We start from the raw sequence: 24,857 nt of genomic DNA, 5'->3' as shown, positions 1-24,857 counted from the left end.
CCTCCCCCCGCTCCTCCCCTTTTCTCCTCTTGAATGGGCTAGAGTCGTTTCACCCACGCTCCCCCCCCGACACGGGGGGGGGGGGGGGGGAACGACCCCCCCCCCCCCCCCCCCCCCACCCCGGTCAGCGCACGAAGACGAGGCCGCTCGTGGCCGCGTGGAACTCGTCCCGCACCCCGTCGTAGACGGCGCGCCAGACACCCGGTCCCCGCAGCTGCGCGGTGGCCGAGAAGCCGAAAGCGCTTCCGTTCCACTGCGCCTCGACGGTGGCCGCGGTGGTCCAGCACGGCGAACCCGCGGTCAGGTACTCGATCCGGACCGGGATGGCGGCCGGGGTGAACCGCGGGAAGTCGATCGTCCCCGCCGCCGTGATCGTGCCGTCCGCCGCCCGGGTGGTGGTGAACGACGTGATCTTCGCCGGCTGGATCACGACGATGTCGGCCGTGCTCGCGTTGGCCGGCGCGAGGGTCTCGTCGGCGGGCAGGAAGTCGGCCCGGTAGTGGCCCGCGCGGACCGGGGTCACCGTGGCGCGGTAGCGGCCGTTCGCGTCGGTCACCGGTTGGACGTCGAACTCGCCGCAGAAGTCGTCGGTGCAGTAGGCGATCCCGACGGTCACCCCGGCGACCGGCTTGGCCGCGCTGGTGAGCCGTCCGCTGATGGTGACCGGGGTCCCGGCGTCCACGCGGGTGCTGCTCGCCTGGGCGGTGAGCTTGGTGGTGGCCGCGTCCGCCGGGGCGGCGGACGCGGGGAAGGCACTGAGGGTCAAGAAGGTCGCCGCCACGGCGAGACCCGCCGCGAACCGGGTGGTGAAACGACTCATGGTTGTCCCCAATGGGTTCTCGAGCGCCGGGAGCCGGCGCTGACGATGAGGCTGTCGGCGGCGCGCGGGCGCGCGTTTCCGGCCGCCGCCGGTTTTCCCGCGGCGTTCAGGATCCGGCCGTCGGTCCTTCAGTTACCCCGGCGGAATTGTCACAACGGGACAAGCGGAGCGGAAAATGCCCGCATCCGTTCGGAGTACCGGCCGGCGGGCACCGGAACTGTTCACCGGGAAGCCGTCGCGCCTTAAGGCGCCGGGGTAACCCGCCGTGGGGTCGCCGACGATGAGTCCATTGTGACCCGGGGGGAAGTGACCGGCCGGCTGCGCAGCCGGCCGAGGTTCCAGCTCGTCCAAACCGAACAGCGGATGCTGCGCTGGCGGTTGCTGGGCGGCAACAACGTCTCGCTCGGCGCGGGGACCGCCGACTGCGCCGGGACGGCGGAATGCCTGAGCGCGATCACGCTGCTGCGCACCCGGATGGACTTGCTGAGCACGGACTTCCGGCACATCAGCGGCGGCCGGTGGCGGTGGCTGCTGCGGCTGGACGGGGTGTCGGTGGCCGAAGCCACCCACGCGTACGGGCGGCGCATCGAAGCCCAGCGCGGACTGGACCGCTTCCGGGCGGCGGCCGCGACGGCGAGCGTCGAAAACATCGAAACGGTCGTCGACTGGCGTCAGAAGTACCGCCGGAACGGGACCGACGATTCGGCGTCGCGCGCCCGGGAATAGCCCGGATGCGCGGGTGTTTCCCGGACCTTAACCACCACGACGTCGGGCGGGAACACGGAACAGTGCCCCCGGACAGCCTGCCGCGAGGAGATGAAGACGTCGCGGGATCCCGCGACACAATGGGGACTAGAGAAAGAGTGCCAACACGATGCGTGCTCGTACCACTCGACTTCTCGGCGTGACCGCCGTGGCCGCCGGGGCCGGCCTCGTCATGTCCGGCACCGCGCTCGCGGTGCCGCCGGCGAACGGCAACCCGGAGGTCGTCTCGGCCGTCGGTTCCGACACCATCTTCGGGATCACGGGGGCGATCTTCACCGACGCGAACAAGCTCCCGCGAACCTGGAACACCGACCCGGACAACTTCGTGAACGTCCCGCCGGTGCTGGCTTCCGGCGCCTCGTTCACCGTCCCGGCCGACATCTTCAACCCGGCCATCACCTACACCAACCCGGGCAACCTGCCCCCCGACGGCTCGGGCGCGGGCAAGGCGGCGCTGAAGGCTTCGGCGGACGCCGGCAACGGCGCCGTGGACATCGCGCGCTCGTCCTCGGGCCGGGCCACTTCGGACCCGTCCACTTTCGAGTACTACGCGTTCGCCCGGGACGGCGTCACCTGGTCGTCCTCCTCGACCGGCGCGGGTGCGGGCCTGACCCTGACGCTCACGCAGCTGCGCAACATCTACAACGGCACCATCACCAACTGGAACCAGGTCGGCGGCACGAACGCGGCGATCCAGCTCTACCTGCCGCAGCTGGGTTCGGGCACGCTGAGCTTCTTCACCGGCACCGTCCTCGGCTTCGACCCGGCGACCATCCCGGGCCTGACGGTGAAGCGCTTCCAGGAGAACGACGCGACCTCGATCGCGGCGGCCGACCAGTCCGCGGCGATCGCGCCGTTCTCGATCGCGAGCTGGGTGGCGCAGGGCAACGCGGTGCTGCCGAACAAGCGCAACGGCTACACGGTGAACAAGCTGACCGGCGCGGGCTCCGACGGCGCCCCGGTCTCGGGTTCGGCGGGCAGCTACGCCCCGGCGTTCGCGGACGGCTTCCTGGGCTCGCGCCTGGTCTTCCACGTCCTGGACACCCGGAGCCGCTCGTACAGCGCCGCCAAGCGCGACGTGGGCTTCGACCCGACGGACACGGCCACGACGGCCAGCCCCCTCTGCGGCGGCAAGCTCGCGGCGACGATCGTCAAGTACGGCTTCAAGACGATCACCGGCACCGGCACGCTCACCTGCACCAAGTCCTGACACGGTAACGAAACCGGGGCCCGGCGCGCACTGCGCCGGGCCCCTTCGGCGTACTGGGGCAGGTGTCGTGGCGGAGAAGGGCTCGGGTGCGGGGAAAGTGCGCGCCCACGCCGGGCAGCTGCGGCCCCAAGCGAGCCGCCAAAGGCACCGCCCACCGCCGGGCAGCTGCGGCCCCAGCGAGCCGCCAAAGGCACCGCACACCGCCGACACCTCTTACCGCACAAGCGAAAGGGGCCCGGCGCCACCAACACGCCGAGCCCCCGCGAAACCCCTCAAGCCCAGGCCGGGAAGACCTTCCACAGCGCCAACGCCGCCAGCGAGGCCAGCGTCAGCAGGATCGGCGCCGTGATCACGTACGTCGACACCGGGCGCCAGCGGCGGTACAGCAGCGTCGCTCCCCCGGCCGCCGCCACGAATGCCGCGAACGCCAGGGCCACCGCCGCCCAGGCTGCCGGGTCGCCGGTGCGGCCGTCCTGGTCGTCGGCGCGGCCGTTCTGCGGAGTCGGGCGGAACGGGCGGCCTTCGAGGCGCGCCGTCACCACCGTGGCCTGCGACGCCGCCAGCGGCCACCACGACGTCGACGTCACCAGGGTGAGCCGGTCGTCCGGGGTCTTGCCGTAGTCGACGTTCTCGTCCAGCGCCCGCGTCGCCACGTCCTGGACCCGGTACACCGAAACGCCCTGGGGTGTCGCGACGACCAGGTCGTCGCCCGGGGCGAGCCGGGCCAGCGAGGCGAACGGGCCGCCGTAGCCGGAGTAGCGGCCGGCGATCGCGGCGTTGCCCGGCTGGCCCGGGCCGGACGTGCCCGGCACGTGCCCGGGCCCGGTCGCCGTCTCCGCGCTCGACACCCCTTCGACGACCACCTGCCGCAGCTTCAGCTTCGGCACCTCCAGCACCGCGACCGGGCCGCCGAACTCGACCGGTGTCGTGGGCGGCGGCGCGCCGAGGAGGCTCCGGCTCGCCCCCAGCGCCCGGTCCATCTCGGCGCGGATCCCGGTGAGCGCGGTCCGCTGGTCGGCGGACTGGACCATCGGGCCCAGCGCGTACACGACGAGCGCGAGCGCCACGACCGTCGTGACGAGCCAGGCGAACACCGTCGTGGCGATCCAGCCCGGGCTGAACCGCAGGAGTCCCTGCTCTTCGGGCGCTTCCTGCTCGGTCACCGTGCTCACGCGGCACCCCGCCCGAAGCGCACCCGCGCGGCCAGGGCCCGCACCACACGGCTCAGCCACGGCGGCGCCGGCTTCCCCGCCGTCGCGTACGCCGTCAGCGAAGGCAGCGTGGCCAGCACCATCAGCGCCAGCAACGGGATCAGCGCCCCCAGCACCCCGGCCCCGGCGAACGGCGGGATGGCCGTCGCGTCGGCGAGGTTCTTCGCCGCGAGGACGCTCGCCTGCGTCGGCACCGCGGCCGGCGCGGGCCCGGTGGCCGCGGCCGGGGAGCCGGCGGGGCCGGTGGTGTTCGACGCCGGGACCACCGTGTCGCCGGTGCCGGTCGACCCGGCCGGCGGCGGGTTCTGCGCCGCCTCCCGCTCCTGGCAGGCCGCGGTGGCCGAGCCGGTCCCGATCTTCGCCGCGCGCGCGTCGGCCTCCCCGGCCAGCGCGGGGGGCAGCGGGGTGAGGCCGGGCGCCAGCGCGCCCTGCCCGCCGTGACGCGCGACCAGCAGCACCGTCGCGAGTTCGTCCTGCTTGGCCTTCAGGGGCGTGCAGCTCGCGTCGACGAGCGGGTTGACCGGCGCGGTGAGGTACTCCGCGAAGGTGAGCGGGTAGGCCGCCGGGTCGGTCGCGGTGCCCGGCTGCAGCGTGCCGTCCGGGCCCTCCTTCATGCTCGACGCCGCGGCCTGCAGGCTCGCCGCGGTCGGCTGGACGAAGTTCCCGCTCGCGTTCGGCAGGGCCACCGGCGTCCAGCCGTAGGCGCGGGCGGTGGCGAGGTCCGTGACGACCCAGTTGAGGCAGCCGCCGAAGCAGCTCGAGCTCGTCCCGGTCATCACGCTGTCGACGACCTTGCGCACGGCGAGCTGGCCGAACTTGGCGTCGACGTTGTGCTGCGGTGTTTTCCCGGGGTCGAGCGCGCCGAGGTCCTTGATCACCCCGGGCGACTGGCCCGCCGCCTTGCCGTAGACCTCCGGCAGGTCCGGGAACTTCCACGACGACGCCGCCGTGCGGGACAGCACCGCGCTCACCGCCGCCGGGACCGTGCCCGCCCCGGCTTCCCCGGTCAGGCCCCAGAACTGCGCCGTCGGGTCGGCGCCCGCGCGCACGACCGGGTTCAGGAACTCACTCGGCAGCGGCGCCGCCTGCACCTGGGCGAGCGCGGGGTTCCGGCCGACGAACGCCGAGGTGTCGCGGAAGATGCCGCCGCGGCCGGTGGTGTCCGGGTTCTGGCCGCCGTGGCTGAGCATCAGGGCCAGCTCGTCCAGCGTCATCGAGAACGCGCCCTTGACCTGCGAGATCAACGGCGAGCCGTTGTCGTCGTGGTCGGTGGGCGACCAGCCCACCGCGGCCAGTACCGCGGCGTTCAGCGCGGCGGGGACGTACTCCCGCGCCCGCACGCTCTGTGTGGCGAGCGCGCCGCCGGAGCCGGTGACCGCGAGGTCCGATCCGCCGGTGTCGAAGGACTTCAGGCCCGCGTCCTCGGTCTCGCCGACGATCGTGGTGGGCTGCGAGCCGCCGGTGGGCGCGCACAGCAGCTGGTTCCACGCCACCGCGGTCCGCCCGAACCGCTCGGGCATGCTCGCGTTGAGCGTCTGCTCGCCGATCCCGCCGCAGCCCTTGACGGCCAAGCCCGGCGCGGCCGCGCGGAACACGCGAGAGTTGTCGTAGACGTCGAAGGGGTTGCCCGCCGCGTCGGTGCCGACGATCTCGAGTGTCAAGGCGCACGGCGTGTTCTCGTCACACGAGTACGACCACGACCGGGTCCGGATCTGGGTGCCGGTGGCCGGGTCGGTGGAGACCAGCGGGTTGTCCGCCCACGGGAAGTTGTCGTTCTTGTCGAAGTTGGTGTACCGCGGGTCGAACCCGACGAAGCCCGGCTTCGACTGTCCACGCGGGACACCGACGTCGAAGACCACGTCGCCGCTGGTGCCGCTGCGCACCCGGGTCACGTTGTGCGTGCCCGAACGCTGGCCGGTGAGCTCGTCGCTGAACTCCTCGGAGCAGTAACCGCGGACGCGGGAACCGAAGTCGTGGTCGGGCACCCAGGTCAGGACGCCGGTGGAGAAGTCGGGCTTCAGCAGGTTGTCGGGCAGCTGGGTCGGGCAGACCTTCAGCACCGCGACACTGCCGGTGGGCAGCCCGGAGACGACCACCTGCAGCGGGTCGCCGTCCTGGACGGCGGACAGGTCGGCGGGCACCGTCTTGAGGGTGTACGCCGGTGGCGCCGGCGGGCTCTCCTGGGCGCCGGCCGGCGGGACGGCGCTCCCCAGCACCGCCAGCACACCGCAGGCGAGCACCAGCCCGACACGCCTGAGCAGGACGAAAGACACGGAAGGCCCCCGGTTTCCAAGGCACGCGAACGGACGGCGCGCGCCGTGCCGGCGCGCGCCCGGACCCAACCTCCCCGAGCGACGCGGGCACGGTCAATGGACGCCGAGGCACACCCGAATGTGATTCACGTACGTCCCGTCGGGCGTTTTCCGGACGTACACCTTCCTCCGCCCGCGCCCGCACATACTGACCCGGCTGGGGCACTGCCTGCTGCCCTCGATTCCCCGTCCCCGTGCGGAAAGGCCACCTGTGACCGTCGCGCTCCCCCGGCCCGAGCCGCCTTCCGGGTCCCCGGTCCGGCGGGCCGTCGCCGACCTGCCCTCCCGCGCCGACCGCGCGTTCCGGCGGGTGACCACGGGCGCCGGCCTCACCATGCTCGCGATCCTCGTGGTCATCGGCTTCTTCCTGGTGTACCGCTCCGGCCCGGCGTTCGACGTCAGCGGCTTCGGTTTCTTCACCACGGTCAAGTTCGACGCCGCCACCAGCACCCTCGGCGTGCTGGGCCTGCTCTACGGCACCGTCGTGGTGGCCCTGATCGCGATCTGCGTCGCCATCCCGCTGTCGATCCTCGCCGCGCTGTACATCACCGAGTACGCGAGCGGCAGGCTGCGCGGCTTCCTGACCGGCCTGGTCGACCTGCTGGCGGCGATCCCCAGCCTGCTGTACGGCCTGTGGGGCTTCAGCTTCCTGGGCCCGCAGGTGGTCCCGGTGTCGTCGTGGCTGACCGAGAACTTCGGCTGGTTCCCGCCGTTCGCGCACCAGGACAACACGCTCTTCCTCAACTCGATGTTCATCGCCGGGCTGATCGTGTCCCTGATGGTGCTGCCGATCACGACGTCGATCATCCGCGAGGTCTTCACCCAGACGCCGCCCGGGGAGAAGGAGGCCGCGCTCGCGCTCGGCAGCACCCGGTGGGGCATGGTCAAGACGGTGGTGCTGCCCTTCGGCCGCGGCGGGATCATCGGCGGGTCGATGCTCGGCCTGGGCCGCGCGCTCGGCGAGACCATCGCGGTTTCCCTGCTGCTGCCCCAGGTCCCGCAGATCACGACGCACGTCCTGCAGTTCGGCGGGGCGACGATCTCCGGGTTCATCGCGAACAACTCCGGGGCGTCCGGGCTGGCGCTGAGCGGGTTGATGGCGGCCGGGCTGGTGCTGTTCGTCTTCACCCTGGCCACCAACTTCACCGCGTCGGTGATCATCTCGCGCAGCCGGTCCGGCGCGGGGGTGGACGCCTGATGACCGCGACCCTGCCCCGCCCGGCGGACCCGGCGACCCGGCCGCACCCGCTCGTCAAGCGCCGGACGGCCGCGACCACGACCCAGGACCGGCTGGCCGCGCTCGGCTGCGCGGTGTCGGCGGTGCTGCTGACGTGGTTCGTCCTGCACCTGCTGCTGACCTCGCCCGGCTGGCTCGCCGACCTCGTCGTGGCCTACGGGCTGTACCTGGGGATGCTGTACCTGGTCACCCGGGACCGGCTGGGCCGGCTCGCCGCCGCCGACCGGCTCGTCTCCACCGTCGTCGTCACCGGGGCGCTGGGCCTGCTGGTGCCGCTGCTGTTCCTGCTCGGCTACATCGTCGTGCACGGCGCGCCGTTCCTGCGGTGGAGCTTCTTCGGCCACGACATGTCCACCGTCGGCCCGACCGACCCGGTCACCGCCACCGGCGGCCTGCACGCGATCGTCGGCACCCTGGAGCAGACGGCGCTGACGCTGGTCCTGGTCGTCCCGCTGGGGTTGCTGACCGCGGTCTTCCTCAACGAGACGCGCTCGCGCTTCCGCCGTCCGGTCCGGATCATGGTCGACGCGATGAGCGGCCTGCCCTCGATCGTCGCGGGCCTGTTCGTCTACGCGGCCCTGATCATCCCCGGCATCCAGGCGGGGGTGAGCTTCTTCAGCTACAGCGGGCTGATGGCGACGCTGGCGCTCACGATGGTCATGCTGCCGACCGTCACGCGCACGATCGACGTCGTGCTGCGGCTGGTGCCCGACGGCCTCCGGGAGGCGTCGCTCGCGCTGGGCGCGAGCCGGGCGCGGACGGTCTGGTCGGTCGTGCTGCCGACCGCGCGGACCGGCGTCACGACCGCGGTGATCCTCGGGGTGGCCCGGGTGGCGGGCGAGACCGCGCCGCTGCTGTTCACCTCGTTCGGCGCCGTGTTCCTCAACGCCAACCCGCTCGGCGGCCCGCAGGAGAGCCTGCCGCTGTTCGTCTACCGCTACATCAAGGAGCCGCTGGAGAACGTCCAGCAGCGCGGCTACGTCGGCGCGCTCGTGCTCATCCTGCTCATCTTCACCCTGTTCGCCCTCGCCCGGATCGCCGGGCGCGACCGGTCGAAGCGCCGGGCCCGGCGCACCACCGCGAAAAGATCCCAGGAGACCCGGTGACCGACACCACCACCGAACTGTCCGAAGTGGACGGTTTTGTCGACGAGCCCGCGCCCGCGGTGCGCCTGACCGGCGGGCCGCCGCCCGGCGCCGCCGAGCTGGAGTCGCGCGGAGTGGCCGCCTGGTTCGGCGACCGCCTGGTGCTCGAGGGCGTCTCGTTGCGCATGCCCGCGCGCGAGGTGACCGCGCTGATCGGGCCGTCGGGCTGCGGCAAGTCGACGTTCCTGCGGATCCTCAACCGGATGCACGAGCTCGTCCCGTCGGCGAGCCTCGCCGGCGAGGTCCTGCTGGACGGCACGGACATCTACGCCGACGGCACCCGCGCCCAGCACGTCCGGCTGCGGGTCGGGATGGTGTTCCAGAAGCCGAACCCGTTCCCCGCGATGTCCATTCGCGACAACGTGCTCGCCGGGCTCAAGCTGGCCGGGGTCAAGTGCGACGACAAGGAGGCGCTCGTCGAGCAGAGCCTCCAGCGCGCCGGGCTGTGGCGCGAGGTCCGCGACCGGCTGGGCGCGCCGGGCGGCGCGCTCTCGGGCGGCCAGCAGCAGCGGCTGTGCATCGCGCGGTCGCTGGCCGTGCAGCCGAACGTGCTCCTGATGGACGAACCGTGCTCGGCGCTCGACCCGACGTCCACCCGCCGGATCGAGCAGACGATCGCGGAGATCGGGCACGAGGTCACGGTCGTGATCGTGACGCACAACATGCAGCAGGCGCAGCGGGTCTCCGACCATTGCGCGTTCTTCCTCGCCGCGGAGAACGAGCCGGGCCGGGTGATCGAGCACGGGCCGACCGAGACGATCTTCGGCGACCCGACCGACCAGCGCACCCACGACTACGTCAACGGACGGTTCGGATGAAACACCGGCTGGCCGCGCTCACCGCGGTCGCGATCACCCTCCTCGGGCTGTCCGTGTTCGCCGCGCCGGACGCGCTCGCGCTCGACCGGGTCACCGGCTCCGGGTCGACCTACGTCGGCCCGGCGATGTCGGACTGGGTGAACGGCGCGAACTCCCGCGGCATCCCGGTGAACTACGCGACCCGCGGCTCCCCCACCGGCGTCAACCAGTACGGCGACCGGACGGTGGACTTCGCCGGCACCGAAGCCGAGATCACGTCGCTGATCGCGGCCGGTGGCGGCGGCCAGTCCGCGGAACAGCGGGGGTACCAGTACGTCCCGGACGTCGCCGGCGCGGTGGCGGTGATGTACAACGTGACCGACGCGGGCGGGCAGAAGGTCGACTACCTCCACCTGACCCGGGAGGTGATCGGCCGGATCTTCACCCGCGACATCACCCGCTGGAGCGATCCGGCGATCAGCGCCACCAACGGCGGCAAGGCCCTGCCGGACCAGCCGATCACGCTGATCGGCCGCACCGGCCAGTCCGGCACCACCGCGTTGTTCTACGACTTCATCGCCCACGCCGCGCCCGGGCCGTACAAGGCCTTCGTGAAGCGGAACGAGGGGACCGGCATCGGCCCGCTCCCCGACGGCGTGCGGCCGATCCAGCTGCCCTACAGCGGTCCCGACGCCGACTTCTACAAGCTGTTCGGCGACTCCGAGCAGATGGCGACGGCGGTCGCGAGCGGCAACGTCCCATTCTCGATCGGCTACGACGAGTTCGCCTACGCGCTCCGGTACCACGTGCCGACCGTGTGGGTGGAGAACGAGGCGCACCAGTACACCCAGCCGTTCGCGGAGAACATCGCCGCCGCGCTGACGAAGGCGGAGCTGCGGCCGGACCTGAGCCAGAAGCTCGACGGCGTCTACGCGAACGCCGACCCGAAGACGTACCCGATCTCGGCGTACTCCTACATCATGATGCCGTGCACGACCGGCCGGGACACCTGCCGCGGCGGTTATCCCGCGCAGGGCACGACCGACACCATCACCGGGTTCCTCGAGCACGTCGCGTGCGACGGCCAGGTGAACATGGCCCGCATCGGGTACTCCCCGCTGCCGCCCAACCTGTCGCAGGAGATGATGAACTCCAACGCCCGGCTGACCGGCAAACCCGCGAAGCAGCTCAACGCGGGCAACTGCCGGAACCCGACGTTCCACGGCAGCCTGGGCGCGGGGGCGGGGAGCCCGCCCGACCCGTTCGAGAAGATCGGCGGGGTCAAGAACCTCACCAACCCCGGTGGCGGCCCGGGCAAGACGGCCGGCCCGTCCTCCTCCGCCGGCACCGCGACCGCGACCGCGTCGGCCGAGGACGACCTCGCGAACGGCGGGTCGAAGAACTGGCGCGACGCGGCCCCGGCGGCCTACGACCACGGATCCGGTGGCCCGGGCATCGGCGGCTGGGCCGCCCTCGTGCTGCTCGCGGCGATCCTCGCGCCGCTGGTGGTCCGCGGCGTGCTGCGCCGGCTGCGGCGGTCGTGAGGGCACGGCCGGCTCAGTCGAAGGTGAAGGAGTACGCCTGCAGCCCCGGGCTGAGGGTCAGCGTGAGCTGCCCGGTGTGCAGGTCGGGGGTCTGGCTCAGGCGGTAGAGGTTCGGCGTCCCGGTGACGCGGATCGTGCGCGGCGGCCGGCCGTCGTCGGTCGAGACGGTGACCGTGCCCTCACCGGCGAGCACCAGGTTGGTGCTCTTGGCCGTGTACCCGAGCCGCAGCTGCGCGCCGGGACCGGCGGTCGCCTTCTGGTAGTCGACCCTCCAGGTGCCTTCGAACGCCACCTTGCGATCGGGGACGCTCACCGGAAAGCGGTAGGCCGTCTCCTTGTCCAGCTCGAGCGGGGTGCCACCCGGTGCATAGGTCTTGGCCAGTTCGCCATAGCTGAGGTAGGTCTCGCGGGTGGTGCGCTCGTCGGTCGGCCGGATGTCGGGCAGGTCGCCCGGCTTCGGCAGCGCGACCCCCGGCCGGGTCTGCTGCAGCAGCTGCCGGACGAGGTTCTCCGTCTGGTCGTAGGCGCCCTCGCCGAGCTTCAGGTACCGGACCTGCCCGGTGGCGTCGATCAGGTAGCGCGCGGGCCAGTACTGGTTGCGGAAGTTGTTGAAGGTGCTCGTCTCGTTGTCGATGGCGACCGGGTACTGGATTCCCAGCTTCCTGGTCGCGGCCTCGACGTTGCCCTTGTCGTGCTCGAACGCGAACTCCGGTGTGTGCACGCCGACCACCTCGAGCCCGGCCGCGTGGTAGCGGGCGTAGAGGTCCTTGATGTGCGGCAGGCTGCGCTGGCAGTTGATGCAGGAGTACGTCCAGAAGTCGACCAGGACGACCTTGCCCTTGAGCCCGGCCATCGTCAGCGGGGCGCTGTTGAGCCAGCCGTCGATGTTCTCGAACTCGGGAGTCGGCCCGCAGTTCCGCAGTTCGCCGTTCGTGTTGTCCGCACACTGGTCCAGCGCCTGGTTGGAAGCGTCGCCCAGGCTGGACAGGCGCAGCTTGCTGATCGCGTCACTGCCTTCCACCCGCTCCTGCAACGCACCGGTGTAGTTCGGCAGCTTGGTCTGCAGCAGCGACGGCAGGTCGAAGTACAGCGCGACGGCCAGCAGCAGCATCAGGACCCCGCCGATCGCGCGGACCTTGCCGTTGTTCTTGCGGAAGAACTTCACCCGCTCGGAGATCTTGGCCCCCGCCAAGGCGAACACGAGCAGCGGCAGGGTGGCGCCGACGGCGAACGACACGGTGAGCGCGACGGTCTCGAGGCCGATCTTGCCGTTGGCCGCGGCGATCGTGATCGCGGTCAGCACCGGCCCGGCGCACGGGACGTAGAGCAGCCCGAGGCCCAGGCCGAGACCGAAGCCGCCGCCGTTGGGGTTGACCTTCCGCTGCGGCAGCTTCGAAAACGGCTTTTCCAGCAGGCGTTCCAGCGGCGGAATCAGCAGGCTCAGCCCCACGACCGACAGCACCACCAGCCCGACGAACCGCAGGATGTCGTCCGGCAGGTTCAGCGCCTTGATGAGCAGTGAGCCCAGCAGGGTGAAGACGGTGAAGCTCAGGACCAGCCCGCCGATCACCGCGTACGGCCGCCGGTTCTTCGCCTTCTTCTGCTTGACGAGGACATCACCGGCGGGTTCCGCCTCCGGCTCGCTACCGGGCTGTTTCGCGCCGCCGGCGAAGAACACCACCGGCAGCACGGGCAGGATGCACGGCGACACCCCGGTGATCAGGCCCCCCAGCAGGCCGATCAAGACCAACGTCCACATAGCCCCACGCCTCCGCGTCCCCGGCACACCGGCCGGGCGCCGATGTCCTCACACCGGTTGTTCGCCGCAGATGCGGAGTCAGACAGGTCTTTTCGCCGCTTGTGCGGAACGGGAGACCTCCCGCGCCCGGCCGGGACCGGACGCGGGAGGGGCGCTCAGCCGCCGAGGTCGGTGATGACCGTCTTCGTCTCCATGTAGTTGTTGAACACCGCGCTGCCCATCTCGCGGCCCCAGCCGGACTCCTTGTACCCGCCGAACGGCAGCGACGCGTCGAAGACGTTCCACGTGTTCACCCAGACGGTGCCCGCGCGCATGCGCCGCGCCGTCCGGTACGCCTTCCCGATGTCCTTGGTGAACACGCCGGCGCCCAGGCCGTAGTTGGTGTTGTTGGCCGTCGGCATGATGTCGGACTCCGCGCTGAACGGCGCCGCCGCGACGACCGGGCCGAAGATCTCCTCGCGCACCGCCGTCATGTCCTCCCGCGTCTCGGTCAGGACCGTCGGGGCCACGAAGTACCCGCGGTCCCCGACGCGGTCGCCGCCGCTGATCGTCGCGCCGTCGTCGCGGCCGGAGCTGATGTAGCCGGTCACCCGGTCGAACTGCTCCTGTGACACGAGCGGACCCATCGTCGTCTCCGGGTCGAGGCCGTTGCCGACCTTGATCAGCTCGGCCTGCTCGCGGATGCCCGCGACAACCTCGTCGTAGACCGAGTCCTCGACGTAGAGCCGGGAGCCGGCGACGCAGCATTCGCCCTGGTTGAAGAAGATCGCGTTCGCCGAGCCGGCGATGGCCGCGTCGAGGTCCGCGTCGGCGTAGACGACGTTCGGGGACTTGCCGCCGAGCTCGAGCGTCACCTTCTTCAGGTTGCCGGACGCGGCCTTGACGATCTCGCGGCCGACCTCGGTCGACCCGGTGAAGGCGACCTTGTCGACGTCGCGGTGCGCGGCGAGCGCGGCTCCGGCCTCACCGAAGCCGGTGATGATGTTGAACACGCCCGGCGGCAGCCCGGCCTGCATGGCGAGCTCGCCCAGCAGCAACGCCGACAGCGGCGTCTGCTCGGCGGGCTTGAGCACGGTGGTGCAGCCGGCGGCGAGCACCGGGCCGACCTTCCACGCGGCCATCAGCAACGGGAAGTTCCACGGGATGATCTGCCCGCAGACCCCGACCGGCTCCCGCAGCGTGAAGCCGAGGTAGCGGTTCGGGTCGAGGCCCGACGTCGGGATGGTGGCGCCCTCGATCTTGGTCGCCCAGCCCGACATGTAGTGGAACAGGTCCGCGGCCAGCGGCACGTCGGCGGCCTTGGCGACCGCGTACGGCTTGCCGTTGTCGAGCGAGTCGAGCAGGGCGAAGTCCTCCAGGTGCTCGAGGATCAGGTCCCCCAGCTTGTGGATGATCCGGCCCCGCTCGCCGTGGGTCATCCGGCGCCACGGCGCGCCGTCTTCGAACGCCGCCCGCGCGGCCCGCACGGCCCGGTCGACGTCTTCGGCTTCCCCGTGCGCAACCGACGCGAGGACCTCTTCGGTGGCGGGGTTGAGCGTCTCGAACGTCTTCCCCGACGCCGAATCCACCCACTCGCCGTTGATCAGCAGCTTCCGGCTCAGCAGCTTCACGGTCTCTTCGACGCGGTTGTCGTCCACGGCCAGAGTCATCAGTGACCTCCTCGTCACCTGGAGTCACACCCGCACATGCGGCGTGATCCCCATCACAACACCGCTCCTACGGTGTGTCTAGCGCCCGTTACTCCGTTCGTGCCGGTCGAGCGCCAGCCAGACGCGGTCGCGGGTCAGCGGCAGCTCGGTGAACCGGACCCCGGTCGCCGCCCGCACCGCGTTGGCCAGCGCCGGGGCGACCGGGTTGAACGGGCTTTCGCTCATCGACTTGGCCCCGAGCGGGCCCAGCGCGTCGTCGGTGGTCATGAAGTGGACCTCGGTGCGCGGAACGTCCGCGAACGCGGGCAGCCGGTACTGCCGGAACGCGGCGGTAGTCACCGTGCCGTCGGCGGCCGTGCGGACGTGCTCGAACAGCGTCGCGCCGAGGGCCTGGGCGACCCCGCCCTCGACCTGGCCGCGGCACTGCATCGGGTTCATCACCTTCCCGGCGTCGGCGGCGTGGACGCTGCGCAGGATCCGCAGCTCGCCAGTGCCGGGGTCGACGGCGACGCGGAACCACTGCGCGTTGAACGCCACCGAACGCGGGGTGCCGCCGAAGTGGCCGTCGGCGCTCAGCACCCGGCCCGCCGCGGTGGCCGCCTGGTGAAGTTCCTTGAGCAGCACCCGGTTCTCCCCGAACTCGACGGCGTCCTCGGTGAGCTCGAGTGCGGCGCGGCCGAGGCCGAGGTGCCCGGCGGCGAACCCCAGCACCTGCTCGGCCAGCGCGTCCGCGGCCCGCAGGACGGCCTTGCCCGCGACCACCGTGCCGGTGGAGCCGAACGCGCCCGTGTCGTGCCGGACGACGTCGGTGTCGGACTGCCGGATCGTCACACGCTCGGCCGTGGTGGCGAGCCGGCCCGCGGCGATCTGCCGGTGCACGGTCGTGGTGCCGTTGCCGAACTCGGCCGTGCCGACCGCGACGTCGTAGGTCCCGTCCGGCAGCAGCGACACCGTGGCGTCGGCGAAGTGCCCACGCGGCGGCGCCGTGGCGATCATTGCGAGTGCGCTGCCCTCGCCCACGAGCCAGCCGGGCGGCGCGGGCTCCGCGGGCTCGTCGCGGGCGGCGCGGACGATGTCCAGGCACTCGCCGAGCCCGTAGCTGGCGAGGTGCAGGTCCTCCTCCGAGCCGTGCGCGTCGACCATCGGCTCGCCGGCGCGGATCACGTTGCGCTCCCGCAGCACGAGCGGGTCCAGGCCGAGCAGGTGCGCCAGCTCGTCCAAAGTGGACTCCAAGGCGAAGATGACCTGCCCGAGGCCGTACCCGCGAAACGCTCCCGAAGGAACGTTGTGCGTGTAGACGGCATAGGCGTCGGCTTTCTTGTGCGGGCACCGGTAAACGGCCAGCGACTCACCGCAGGCGTGGAACATCACCCCGGGCCCGTGGTTGCCGTAGGCGCCGGTGTCCGAAACGACGTGCAGCTGCAATGCTGTGAGCGTGCCGTCGTCACTGGCACCGGCCTTGACCCGCACGGTGAACGGGTGCCGGGTCGTCGCGCCGAAGAACTGCTCGGCGCGGGTGAACTCCAGCTTCACCGGCCGCCGCAGCTTCAGCGCGGCCAGCACGACCACGTCCTCGGCGAGCATCTCCTGCTTGCCGCCGAACTCACCGCCGACCCGCCCGGCCACCACGCGCACCGCGTCCTCGGGCAGGTCGAACAGCGCGCACAGCGCCCGCCGCGTCAGGAACGGCACCTGGGTGCTGGACCGCACGACCAGGCGCCCGTCGTCCTCGAACCACGCAACGGCGCCGTGGGTTTCCAGACTGGCGTGCTGCACCCGCTGTGTCCGGAAGGTGTTCTCGTAGACGACATCCGCGTCGGCGAAGCCGGTCGCGACGTCCCCGACCTCCCCGTGCAGCTCGGCGACGACGTTGTCCGCCGGCCGCGCGATCCCGCTCACCGCCGGGTCCTTCTGGTGCACCACCGGCGCGCCGGGCCGCATCGCCGCCTCGGGGTCGGTGACCGCGGGCCGCACGTCGTAGGTGACGCGGATGCGGCGGCAGCCCTCCTCGGCCGCGGCTTCGGAGTCGGCGACCACCGCGGCGACCCGCTGGCCGACGTGGCGCACGACGTCGTCGAACACGCGTGTGTCGGCCGGGTCGTCCTCGACGTGTTCGTGCTGCGCGGTCGAAAAGTGCCGCTTCGGCGCGTCCTCGTGGGTCAGGACGAGATGCACTCCGGGCACCTCGTAGGCGGCAGAAGTGTCGATCGCGGTGATCCGGGCGTGCGCGTGCGGCGAGCGCAGCAGCTTCAGGTGCAGCAGCCCCGGAACGTCGAGGTCGAACGTGTACCGCGCGGTGCCGGTGACGACCTCCGGCCCGGCCGGCGCGGGCAGGTTCCGCCCGACCGTCTCCCCCGCGGCCGGTTCTTCGACGTGTTTGACCCCACGGACGGCGTCTTCGATCGCCCGGTAGCCGGTGCAGCGGCAGAGGTTTCCCTTGAGCACGCGGGGCAGGTCGGCCCGCTGCTCGTCGTCCAGCGCGGCGGTCGTCATGAGGAACCCGGCGGTGCAGAACCCGCACTGGAAACCCTGGGCGTCCAGGAACCGTTGCTGCACGGGGTGCAGCTCGCCGTCGCGGGCGAGACCCTCCACAGTGGTCACCTTCCGGCCGTCCGCCCGGTGCGCCGGGTAGAGGCAGCTGTGCACCGGGACGCCGTCGACGTGCACGGTGCAGGCACCGCAGTCCCCCGCGTCGCAGCCCTTCTTGACGCCGAACCAGCCGCGCTCGCGCAGGTAGGTGCGCAGGCACTGCCCGGGCCGCGGCTCGGCCGCGGTGTGCTGGCCGTTGACGTCGAGTTCGAAGCTCACAGTTCACCCCGGATCTCTTCGGCCAGCCGGAAAGTCAGGTGCCGGCGCCAGGCGGGCAGGCCGTGGATGTCGTCGAACCAGTCGTCGATCGTCTCGAGTGCCCTGCTCAGCTCGGCGGCGCCGGGAACAACCGGGAAGGCGAACCGGAACGGCCGCCGGGTCGACGCGGTGATCGTCAGCGTGAACTCCGGGCCGCGCGTGCCGATCAGCAGCACGCCGGAACGGCCGAGTCCGTAGAGCGAGGCCTGCCGGAACGCCGTTGTCCGCCGCAGCGCGGCCGCGGGCAGCGTCACCGACCGCAGCAGCTCGCCTTCCGCCAGGACCTGCTGTCCGGCTCCGGTCACGAAGTCGGCCGCCGCGACCCGGCGCTCGACGCCGTCCAGCGCGCGGAGCAGGCAGACGCCGTCCAGCGCGGCGGTCAGGGAGATCATCGGGCCGGCCGGCAGCGCGTTGCAGAGGTTGCCGCCGACCGTGGCCAGGTTCCAGATCTTGAACGACGCGAGGAACGCCCGGCAGCACTGCTCGACCAGCGGCGCGACCGGCAGGCCGCTGCCGGCGGCGAACCGGGACAGCTCGGCGATCGTGCAGGTGGCGGCCAGCTCGACCGAGCCGTCCTTGTGCCGGGTGATGGCCGGCCAGCCGAACCGGGTCACGTCGACCAGCCGGGTGAGGTGTGGCTGCGGTTCCGAGAACAGGTACGTGCCGCCGGCCAGCCAGGCGTCACCGGGCCGCCACGACCCGGGCCGCCGCGGGTCACGGATCGCCGTCACGGTGTTCAGGTCCATCGCACCTCCTCGGGGTCGTCCCAGCAAAACAACACCGCGCTCGTGCGACGAGAGGCGAACACCACCGAAAACACCTGGTAAAAGCCGCCCGCTTTGGTGAATCATCCAAACCATGCGCGTGCGTGACCTGCTCGACCTGCCCGCCCTCGGGCTCCGGCCCGTCTGGTCCGGCGGCGCCCTGACCGGCCGGGACGTCACCGGGGTCACCGTCACCGACCTGGCCGACCCGGCGCGGTTCGTCCGGCCCGGCGACGTCGTGCTCACCGGCCTGGTCTGGTGGTCACCGCGGGACGGGGAGGCGAAGGCCGAGCGGTTCGCCGAGGCCGTCGCGCGCGCCCACGCCGCGGCGCTGCTGGCCGGGGAGGAGACCCACGGGCACGTGCCCGCCGCGCTCGCCGACGCGTGCGCCCGCCACCACCTGCCCCTGCTGGCGGTGCCGGCCGACACCGACTTCCGCGCCATCACCGACGCCGTCTACCTGCGCCGCTGGGGCGGCCTCGACACCACCGCCGGCCCCGCGCTGCCCGAAGCCGCACGGCGGGAAGTCGATCGGCTGCTGGCCGAAGCCGCACCGCTGGCCGACGTCCTCGCGGCCGCCTGCGCGCCCCTGGGTGACGTCGCCTGTTACGTCGTGAGCCCGACCGGGCGGGTGCTGGCCCGGACCGCGGCGGCGACCGCGCCGATCGAGCCCGGGACCGACGTCCGCCGCCGGGTCGGCACGACCTTGCGCGTGGACACCGGCACGTCGCCGTACGACACCTGGCTGGTGCACGCCCCGGCCGCGGCCGGCACCCCGCCCGGTGCGCTGCGCGAGATCGCCGAGGTGATCGGCCGGTTCCGGCGGGCCGCCGACGAACGGCTCGAGCCCGACCGCAGGACGGCGAACCGGCTCGCCGCGGCCCTCGCCTCGCGTGCCGACGAAGCCGCGCTCAAGTCCGCGCTGCGCCGGTCGGGCCTGCCCGGCGACGGCCCGTACCTGGTCCACACGCTGACCTTGGCCGACGCGTCCGTCGCGGCGCGCGCTCTTGGCGAGGCACTGGCCGGGTCACCGTGCGCGGTCGGCGTCCTCCCGCGCGGTGAAGCGGTCGCCGTCCAGTCCGGAGCCGGGCCCGGGCAGTGGGCGGCGGTGCAGGCGTGTGACCCGCGGACGCCGCTCGCGGTGGGGACAAGCTTGGCGCTGCCCGGGCCGGACGACCTGCCCGCGGGGCTCGCTCAGGCCCGGCACGCCGCGGCCGTCTCGCGGTCCGGTGGGACGGTCGTGACGTCGGCGGCCGAGCTGACCGGGTTCGGCTCGCTGGTGTCGGGCCTGGACCCGGCCCTGCGGGCGGCGTTCCGCGACCGGGTGCTCGGACCGCTGCTCGGCCTCGACCGCGGCACCGGCCCGGCCCTGCTGGAGACGGTCGAGGCGTTCCTCGCCTGTGACGGGTCGTGGGCCAAGGCCGCGCGGGCCCTGCACGTCCACGTGAACACGGTGCACTACCGGATCGAGCGGGCCGAGCAGCTCCTCGGCCGCGACCTGTCCCGGCTCGACGACCGCCTCGACCTCCGCGCGGCGCTGCTCTGCTGATCCGGCGTTTCAGTAGATGTCGCGCAGATAGCGCTTCTCGGTGCTGAGCTTCTTGACGTACGCGTCAGCCGCGTCGGGCGTGAGGCGGCCGTGCTGGACGACGATGTCGCGCAGGGTGCGGTCGACGTCCTTGGCCATCCGGCCCGCGTCACCGCAGACGTAGAAGTGGGCGCCGTCCTGGAGCCAGGACCAGAGCTTGGCGCCGTGCTCGCGCATCCGGTCCTGCACGTACACCTTCGCGCGCTGGTCGCGGGAGAACGCCAGGTCCAGCTCGGTCAGCACACCGTCGCGGTGCAGGCCGGTCAGCTCGTCGCGGTAGTAGAAGTCGGTTTCCCGGTGCTGCTCGCCGAAGAACAGCCAGTTCGGCGCCCGGTCGCCGCGGGCCCGGCGGTGGTCGAGGAAACCGAGGAAGGGCGCGACCCCGGTGCCCGGCCCGATCATGACCATCGGCGTCGCCGGGTCGGCGGGCGGCCGGAAGTGCGGTGACGGCTGGACCGTGACCGGGACGGCCTGCCCGGCCGGGGCATCGGCCAGATACGTCGAGCAGACGCCCTTGCGCGGCCGCCCGCCGGGTGTGTCGTACCGGACGACCGACACGGTGAGGCTGACGCGCGCCGGGTCGGTCAGCGGGCTCGACGAAATCGAGTACAGCCGCGGCTGCAGCTTCTTGAACACGTCCGCCCACTCCTGCGCGGAGGCCCGCACGGAGAATCCGGCGGCGACGTCGACCGCCTGCCTGCCCCACGTCCACTTGGCCAGCTCACCCTGGTTGTCCTTGCGCAGCAACGTCTTCAGGTCCCGGTCGCCGGTCCGGTCGACCACGAACCGCAGGAGGTCCGGGGTGATCCGGGTGATGTCGAGGCAGCGGCCGAGCGCCTCGCCGAACGGGACCGCGCCCTCGCCCGCGAGCGCGACCTCGGTGTCCGGATCCAGCCCCGTGACGGCCAGCCACTCCTCGACCAGGGCCGGGCAGTTGCGCGGCAGCACGCCGAGCGCGTCCCCGGCTTCGTAGGTCAGGCCGGTGCCGGTGAGGTCGAAGGTGAACCGGCGGACCTCCTTCTCGGCGCCGGGCAGGCTGAGCAACCGGTTCCCGACCAGCGGCGCCGGTTCGCCATAAGTCTTGCGCACCAACGGTTCCGACGGCAGCACCGGAGCAGCAGCGAGGAGCCCGGCCACCGTCTCGAGCCACTGCGTGGCGGCCTCGTCGAAGTCCGGTTCGCAGTCGACCCGCTCGGTGAGCGGCTCGGCGCCCAGCTCGCTGAGCCGGGCGTCCACCCGCCGTCCGTGGCCGCAGAAGTTGTCGTAGCTGGAGTCGCCGAAGGCCAGCACCGCGTACCGGGTGCCGGTGAGGCGGCCCGCCTCGGCCGCGGCCAGCGACTCCCAAAAAGCGCCTCCGTTGTCGGGCGCGTCGCCGTCGCCGAAGGTGCTGGTGATCACGAGCAGGTCGGCGTCGCGCGGCAGGGTGTCGAGCGTGATGTCGTCCATGCACAGCACCGCGAGGTCACGGCCGAGCTGCGCGATCCGGGCGGCGGTGGCGCCGGTCGCGAAGTCTTCGGCGTTGCCGGTCTGGGACGCCCACAGCACCACGATCTGCCGGGTGGCACGGGAAGGAGCGGGTGCGGCCGTCCGCGAGAACATGCCGGCGAGCACCCCGTTGACCCACAACGTGTTTTCGGCGCCGAAGGGCGCGTCGGCGGGCAGGACCGGGACGGCGCCGTCCGGCGGCGCGGCTTCGACCCCGGTGACGAACCCGGCCAGGTACCGGCGCTCGTCCTCGGTCAGCACCGGCGCGGGACTGTCGGCCAGCCCGAACACCCCGGCCAGCGCGCTCGCCGGGCGCGGCGGCTCGGCAGCGGCGACCTTCACGAGCGTCACGGCGCACACCTTGAACTCGGGCTGGAACGACAGCGGATCCACGGCGTTGTTGGTGACGGCGTTGACACTCAGGTACTCCCCGTACCGGTCGTTCCAGTGGAACGGCGCGAACGTGGTGCCGGGCCGGACCCGGTCGGTCACCACGGCGGGCAGGACGGCCCGGCCCCGCCGTGACGCGACCTCGACCAGGTCGCCCTCGGCGACGTCCAGCCCGGCGGCGTCCTGCGGGTGGATCTCCACGAACGGGCCGGGGTCGAGCTTGGTCAGCTTGGCGACGGTCCCGGTCTTGGTCAGGGTGTGCCACTGGTGCGGCACCCGGCCGGTGTTCAGCACGAACGGGTAGTCGTCGTCGGGCAGCTCGGCGGCGGGCAGGTGCGGCCGGGCGAAGAACACGGCCCGGCCGCTCGGGGTGGGAAACACGAGCCGCGGCCGGGTGCCGTCGGCGCGTTCGGCGAGCGGCTGGCTGACGCCGTTGTTGAGGTACCGGACCGGGTTGCGGTCGTCACCGTCCACTGTGGAGCTGGGCCACTGCACCGGGGTCTCGCGCAGCCGGTCGTAGGTGACACCGCGCAGGTCGTACCCGGTCTTGGGATTCCCGCACCGCCGGATCTCCTCGAAGACCTCCTCGGCGCTGTCGTAGCTGAAGCCGTCGGCGAACCCCATCTCGCACGCGACCCGCGCGATGAGCTGCCAGTCCGGCAGCGCCTCCCCCGGCGGCGGCACGACCTGGGGCACGAGGGTGAGGTTCCGCTCGGAGTTGACCATCACGCCGTCGCCCTCCACCCACATCGCGGCGGGGAGCACGATGTCGGCGTAGGAGTTGGTTTCGGTCTCGGTGAACACGTCCTGGGTGATCACCAGCTCGGCGGCCTCCAGGCCGGCGAGCACGGTCCGGCGGTTCGCGACCGAGGCGACCGGGTTGGTGCAGAGGATCCAGCAGGCCCGGATCTTCCCGTCGCCGAGCTGCTCGAACATCTCGACGGTCCCGCGGCCGACGTCGGTGCGCACCGTGCCCGGCGGCAGGCCCCAGAGGTCCTCGACGAACGCCCGGTCCTCCGGCACCAGCACCGAGCGCTGGCCGGGCAGGCCGGGTCCCATGTAGCCCATCTCCCGGCCGCCCATCGCGTTGGGCTGGCCGGTCAGGGAGAACGGGCCGCTGCCGGGGCGGCAGATCGTGCCGGTGGCCAGGTGCAGGTTGACCAGCGCGTTGGTGTTCCAGGTGCCGTGCGTGCTCTGGTTGAGCCCCATCGTCCAGCAGCTCATCCAGTTCCCCGCCTCGCCGAGCCACCGCGCGGCCAGCCGGAGGTCGGCTTCCGGAACACCGGTGATCTCCGCGACGACGGCGGGCGGATAGTCCGCGAGGAAGGCGGGCAGGTCGTCCCAGCCCTCGGTGTGCTCGGTGATGAACTCCCGGTCGAGGTGCCCGTTTTCGGCCAGCAGGTGCAGCAACCCGTTCAGCAGCGCCAGATCCGTGCCCGGCTTGAGCTGCAGGAAGAGGTCGGCCTTGTCGGCGGTGGCGGTGCGGCGCGGGTCGGCCACGATCAGCTTGGCGCCGGTCTTGAGCCGGTCGAGCAGCCGCAGGAAGAGGATCGGGTGGCAGTCGGCCATGTTGGCGCCGATCACGAAGAACGCGTCGGCGTGGTCGAAGTCCTGATAGGACCCCGGCGGGCCGTCGGCGCCGAGCGAAAGCTTGTACCCGGTGCCGGCGCTGGCCATGCACAGCCGTGAGTTCGACTCGATCTGGTTGGTGCGCACGAACCCCTTGGCCAGCTTGGTCGCGAGGTACTGCGCTTCGATCGTCAGCTGGCCGGAGACGTAGAAGGACAGCGCGTCCGGGCCGTGTTCGTCCAGGATCGCGCGCAGCCGCCGGGCCGTCTCGGTGATCGCTTCGTCGACCGGCCGGGCGACGGGTTCGGCGCCGCGCTCGGGCCGGACCCACGCCGTGTCCAGCCGTCCGGGCGCGGAAAACAGCTCCGCGCTGGTCGCGCCCTTGGTGCAGAGCCGCCCGGCGTTGGCGGGGTGCGCCTTGTCCCCGGCGGCCTTGAGCACCTTCGGCCGCCCGTCGGCGCCCACGCCGACGTCCAGCACGATGCCGCACCCGACACCGCAATACGTGCACACCGTCCGCGCGGCACCGGTCACACCGCACCCCTCTCGTCCTGGCTGGACGCTAGGAACCGGGTGTTACGCCGGGATGACGCGGGCTCCACCGCGACGTTACGTCCGCCCCGACAACGGCGGCCTCCCGGTGTGCGCGACTGTGACGCCGGGCACCGCCCCGCCGACGTCCCGCAGGATCTGCGCGGCGACGGCCCGTTCGGCCGGGCCGACGTCGTGCCGGGACGGCCCCGCTCGCAGCACGTCCCCCAGTCCCCGCGCACGCCGGACGTAGACGAGCACCCCGGCGCCCGCCGCCGCGATCCGCGCGAGCGTGCGCTCCAGCTCCCGGCCGCACTCGCACCCGAGCGAGCCGAAGGCGTCACCCAGCAGGCACTCGGCGTGGACGCCGACCGGGCTGCCGCCGGGCGCGGGATCACCGAGGACGAGCGCGAGGTGCTCGCCGCCGTCGACGCGGTGCCGGTAGCCGAGGACCCGGAACCGCCGGCCCAGCACCGGCAACCGCGCTTCGGTGACCCGCTCCACGAGGGGTTCGACGTGCTGCCGGTGCGCGGCGAGGTCCCCGATCGACACGAGCGGCAGGCCACGGGCGCGGATCCGTAGCCCGGACAGGTCGGCGGGGTCGCCGTCCGGCCCGGTCACCAGCCGGAAGGCCGCAGCGGGCCAGTGCCCGGCGAGACGGACGAGGTCGAGCGCGGCTTCGGCGACCGCCGGGTGGCCGAGCACGCCGTGGGGGTGGCAGGCGACCGGGAAGACGTGTCCGGGCAGCCGGAAGGCCGACGCGGCGGAGGCCGGGTCGGCCAGTGCGCGCAGAGCCTGCGCGCGCCCGGCGGCCGAGAGTCCGGCTGGGGCTTCGCGGTGGTCGACCCCGACGTGCACGGCCGGGTCGGAGCCGGGGGCCATCGGCGGGATGCGGAGGTCTTGGAGCCGGGCACGGTCGATCGCGCAGCAGAGCAGGCCGCGGCCGAGAGCGCCCAGCTCGGTGACCAGTTTTCCGGTCATGACGGCTGCCGCGGCGACGACGGCGCCGCCGTGCTCGTCGTGCACGAGGGCGAGGCCGCCTCGCTTGACGGCCGCGACCGCGGCGGTCACGGCCGCCGCCGGGTCGGCAGGTGAGGGAGGCGGTGTGCTCACCTCGGCTGGCACGGACCGCGGCGTGCTCGCCTCGGTCGGTACGGACCGCGGCCCACCCACCTCGACCGGCACGGCTGCGCCGGTTCGGCCGACACGGATCGCGGCCTTCCTATCCCGACCG

16 protein-coding genes are annotated in these 24,857 nt (G+C 72.5%); 7 read left to right on the top strand and 9 right to left on the bottom strand.

Annotation, left to right across the window (positions count from 1 at the left end; translation table 11 throughout):
• Positions 1-124: 124 nt before the first annotated feature.
• Entirely contained in the window at positions 125-820 is a 696-nt protein-coding gene (locus ACZ63J_RS01690) for a hypothetical protein (protein WP_465408824.1), read from the bottom strand.
• 291 nt (positions 821-1,111) lie between these two features.
• Here ACZ63J_RS01690 and ACZ63J_RS01685 point away from each other — a divergent pair, with 291 nt between their 5' ends.
• Positions 1,112-1,546: a DUF1508 domain-containing protein gene (locus ACZ63J_RS01685; protein WP_465408822.1), complete on the top strand. Its 435-nt coding sequence runs from the start codon at positions 1,112-1,114 to the stop codon at positions 1,544-1,546.
• A 178-nt stretch (positions 1,547-1,724) separates the two neighbouring features.
• The gene (locus ACZ63J_RS01680; RefSeq protein ID WP_465408820.1) at positions 1,725-2,795 is read left to right on the top strand and encodes a PstS family phosphate ABC transporter substrate-binding protein; all 1,071 of its coding nucleotides are present in this window, start codon (positions 1,725-1,727) and stop codon (positions 2,793-2,795) included.
• Between the two features lie 272 nt (positions 2,796-3,067).
• Here the strand turns inward: ACZ63J_RS01680 and ACZ63J_RS01675 are convergent, their stop codons facing one another.
• On the bottom strand, positions 3,068-3,967 hold the full coding sequence (locus ACZ63J_RS01675) for a sortase (RefSeq protein ID WP_465408817.1): 900 nt from the start codon (positions 3,965-3,967) through the stop codon (positions 3,068-3,070).
• Positions 3,964-6,279 carry a hypothetical protein gene (locus tag ACZ63J_RS01670; protein ID WP_465408815.1) on the bottom strand — a complete coding sequence of 772 codons (2,316 nt, stop codon included), beginning with the start codon at positions 6,277-6,279 and terminating at the stop codon, positions 3,964-3,966. The genes ACZ63J_RS01675 and ACZ63J_RS01670 overlap by 4 nt, the downstream gene beginning before the upstream one ends.
• Positions 6,280-6,529: 250 nt before the next feature.
• On the opposite strand from ACZ63J_RS01670, the gene pstC reads away from it, so the two are divergent.
• The 4 genes from pstC to ACZ63J_RS01650 are packed head-to-tail and all read left to right on the top strand — an operon-like array spanning position 6,530 to position 11,041.
• The gene (gene pstC / locus ACZ63J_RS01665) at positions 6,530-7,516 is read left to right on the top strand and encodes a phosphate ABC transporter permease subunit PstC (RefSeq protein ID WP_465311909.1); all 987 of its coding nucleotides are present in this window, start codon (positions 6,530-6,532) and stop codon (positions 7,514-7,516) included.
• Entirely contained in the window at positions 7,516-8,661 is a 1,146-nt protein-coding gene (gene pstA / locus ACZ63J_RS01660) for a phosphate ABC transporter permease PstA (RefSeq protein ID WP_465408814.1), read from the top strand. The genes pstC and pstA overlap by 1 nt, the downstream gene beginning before the upstream one ends.
• 59 nt (positions 8,662-8,720) lie before the next feature.
• The gene (locus ACZ63J_RS01655; protein WP_465408825.1) at positions 8,721-9,518 is read left to right on the top strand and encodes a phosphate ABC transporter ATP-binding protein; all 798 of its coding nucleotides are present in this window, start codon (positions 8,721-8,723) and stop codon (positions 9,516-9,518) included.
• Complete coding sequence (locus tag ACZ63J_RS01650) at positions 9,515-11,041, top strand: substrate-binding domain-containing protein (RefSeq protein WP_465408812.1); 1,527 nt, start codon at positions 9,515-9,517, stop codon at positions 11,039-11,041. Before ACZ63J_RS01655 ends, ACZ63J_RS01650 begins: the two co-directional genes overlap by 4 nt.
• 13 nt (positions 11,042-11,054) lie before the next feature.
• Here the strand turns inward: ACZ63J_RS01650 and ACZ63J_RS01645 are convergent, their stop codons facing one another.
• The 4 genes from ACZ63J_RS01645 to ACZ63J_RS01630 all read right to left on the bottom strand — a co-directional run bounded on the left by ACZ63J_RS01645 (position 11,055) and on the right by ACZ63J_RS01630 (position 18,042).
• Complete coding sequence (locus ACZ63J_RS01645) at positions 11,055-12,800, bottom strand: cytochrome c biogenesis protein DipZ (RefSeq protein WP_465408810.1); 1,746 nt, start codon at positions 12,798-12,800, stop codon at positions 11,055-11,057.
• A gap of 155 nt (positions 12,801-12,955) precedes the next feature.
• The gene (locus ACZ63J_RS01640) at positions 12,956-14,449 is read right to left on the bottom strand and encodes an aldehyde dehydrogenase family protein (protein WP_465408808.1); all 1,494 of its coding nucleotides are present in this window, start codon (positions 14,447-14,449) and stop codon (positions 12,956-12,958) included.
• A gap of 78 nt (positions 14,450-14,527) precedes the next feature.
• On the bottom strand, positions 14,528-17,257 hold the full coding sequence (locus ACZ63J_RS01635) for a molybdopterin-dependent oxidoreductase (protein WP_465408806.1): 2,730 nt from the start codon (positions 17,255-17,257) through the stop codon (positions 14,528-14,530).
• Positions 17,254-18,042 (bottom strand): FAD binding domain-containing protein, encoded by a 789-nt coding sequence (locus ACZ63J_RS01630; protein ID WP_465408805.1) that lies wholly within the window; start codon positions 18,040-18,042, stop codon positions 17,254-17,256. Before ACZ63J_RS01630 ends, ACZ63J_RS01635 begins: the two co-directional genes overlap by 4 nt.
• Positions 18,043-18,154: 112 nt before the next feature.
• Here ACZ63J_RS01630 and ACZ63J_RS01625 point away from each other — a divergent pair, with 112 nt between their 5' ends.
• The gene (locus tag ACZ63J_RS01625; RefSeq protein WP_465408803.1) at positions 18,155-19,609 is read left to right on the top strand and encodes a PucR family transcriptional regulator; all 1,455 of its coding nucleotides are present in this window, start codon (positions 18,155-18,157) and stop codon (positions 19,607-19,609) included.
• 9 nt (positions 19,610-19,618) lie between these two features.
• Here ACZ63J_RS01625 and ACZ63J_RS01620 read toward each other — a convergent pair whose 3' ends face one another.
• Both ACZ63J_RS01620 and ACZ63J_RS01615 read right to left on the bottom strand, forming a co-directional pair.
• Positions 19,619-23,626, bottom strand: a complete 4,008-nt coding sequence (locus ACZ63J_RS01620; protein WP_465408801.1) for a molybdopterin-dependent oxidoreductase — start codon at positions 23,624-23,626, stop codon at positions 19,619-19,621.
• Between the two features lie 75 nt (positions 23,627-23,701).
• Positions 23,702-24,694: a 3,4-dihydroxy-2-butanone-4-phosphate synthase gene (locus tag ACZ63J_RS01615; protein WP_465408799.1), complete on the bottom strand. Its 993-nt coding sequence runs from the start codon at positions 24,692-24,694 to the stop codon at positions 23,702-23,704.
• Positions 24,695-24,857: the final 163 nt, after the last annotated feature.

It is taken from the genome of Amycolatopsis sp. NPDC104863 (assembly GCF_055582965.1).
This window is presented reverse-complemented; position numbering and strand designations above follow the sequence as displayed.

What these genes read in the sequence shown, in the direction of transcription:
- ACZ63J_RS01690 (WP_465408824.1), bottom strand. Translation starts at nt 820, where the DNA reads ATGAGTCGTTTCACCACCCGGTTCGCGGCGGGTCTCGCCGTGGCGGCG.
- pstA (WP_465408814.1), top strand. Translation starts at nt 7,516, where the DNA reads ATGACCGCGACCCTGCCCCGCCCGGCGGACCCGGCGACCCGGCCGCAC.
- ACZ63J_RS01650 (WP_465408812.1), top strand. Translation starts at nt 9,515, where the DNA reads ATGAAACACCGGCTGGCCGCGCTCACCGCGGTCGCGATCACCCTCCTC.
- ACZ63J_RS01645 (WP_465408810.1), bottom strand. Translation starts at nt 12,800, where the DNA reads ATGTGGACGTTGGTCTTGATCGGCCTGCTGGGGGGCCTGATCACCGGG.
- ACZ63J_RS01640 (WP_465408808.1), bottom strand. Translation starts at nt 14,449, where the DNA reads ATGACTCTGGCCGTGGACGACAACCGCGTCGAAGAGACCGTGAAGCTG.
- ACZ63J_RS01630 (WP_465408805.1), bottom strand. Translation starts at nt 18,042, where the DNA reads ATGGACCTGAACACCGTGACGGCGATCCGTGACCCGCGGCGGCCCGGG.
- ACZ63J_RS01625 (WP_465408803.1), top strand. Translation starts at nt 18,155, where the DNA reads ATGCGCGTGCGTGACCTGCTCGACCTGCCCGCCCTCGGGCTCCGGCCC.